The sequence below is a fragment of the Burkholderia sp. Cy-637 genome (assembly GCF_011753175.1).
GTDB classification, from domain to species: Bacteria; Pseudomonadota; Gammaproteobacteria; order Burkholderiales; family Burkholderiaceae; genus Burkholderia; species Burkholderia gladioli.
The window spans coordinates 1-1,301 of record NZ_VWWC01000382.1; the positions used below are offsets into that span (position 1 = coordinate 1).

A 1,301-nucleotide genomic window follows, 5' to 3' on the forward strand; every position below is an offset into this window, starting at 1 on the left:
TGCGAGCACGACCGCCTCCCGCACGACGGGATATTCCGCGAGCCGGGCCTCGATCTCGCCGAGTTCGATCCGGAAGCCGCGGATCTTGACCTGGAAGTCATTGCGGCCGAGGTATTCGATATTGCCGTCGGGCAGGTAACGCGCGAGATCGCCGGTGCGATACATGCGCGCTTCGGCATCACCGGCGAAGGGATCGCGCACGAAGCGCTCGGCGGTGAGTTCGGGGCGGTTGAGATAGCCGCGCGCGACGCCCACGCCGCCGATATGCAGCTCGCCGACCGCGCCCAGCGGCACGGGCTGCCCGTGCTCGTCGAGCAGGTAGATCCGCGTATTGGCGATCGGGCGGCCGATGGGGACCGTCGAGCCGGCATAGTCGGGCGGGCAGGTCCAGGCGGTCACGTCGATCGCGGCCTCGGTCGGCCCGTAGAGATTGTGGATCCGCGCGGCGGGCAACAAGGCCTGGCAGCGCCGGATCGCGGCAACGGGCAGGGCCTCGCCGCTACAGACGAGCCGCTGCAGGGAGGTACAAGCCTGGACCCCCTCGGTGCCCAGGAAGATATTGAGCATCGAGGGAACGAAGTGGGCGGTGGTGATGCGCTGGCGGCCGATGAGCGCGATCAGGGCTTCGGGGTCGCCCTGTATGCCGGGGGCGGCGACGACGAGGGTGGCGCCGTTGAGCAGGGTCCAGAAGAATTCCCAGACGGAGACGTCGAAGCCGAAGGGGGTCTTCTGCAGGACGCGATCGGAGGCATCGAGTGCGTAGGCGCGCTGCATCCAGTCGAGGCGATTGACGAGCGCGTGATGCTCGTTCTGTGCGCCCTTGGGCTTGCCGGTGGAGCCTGAGGTGTAGATGACGTAGGCGAGGTGTCGCGAAGTCAGGTCCGGCACGACGGGGTTGCTCGTGGGGCGCTCGGGCAGCGGCGCGTCGGGGTCGAGCCCATGACGCCCGTCGAGCGAGTCCTGGCCGAGGGCGGCCCGGCCGGCGTCGTCGAGGAGCACGATGCCGGGATCGGCATCGATGAGGATGTGAGCGAGTCGCTCGCCGGGATAGGCGGGGTCGAGGGGGACGTAGGCGCCGCCGGCCTTGAGGATGGCGAGCAGTCCGACGACCATGGCGCTGGAGCGTTGAAGGCAGATGCCGACGCGGGAATCGGGTTGCACGCCGAGGGCGATGAGCTCGTGCGCGAGCTGGTTGGCGCGCTCGTTGAGCTGGGCATAGCTGAGGGTTTGCTCCTCGAAGACGAGGGCGACGGCGTCGGGCGTGCGCTCGACCTGCTGCTCGAATTGCTGGTGAAGGCAGA

General features: G+C 68.6%; 1 protein-coding gene. It reads right to left on the bottom strand.

Going from position 1 to position 1,301, the window contains the following annotated elements:
* Positions 1-1,301: amino acid adenylation domain-containing protein (locus F3J10_RS35700; protein ID WP_167244054.1), on the bottom strand; the 1,301-nt coding region annotated here is incomplete at both ends.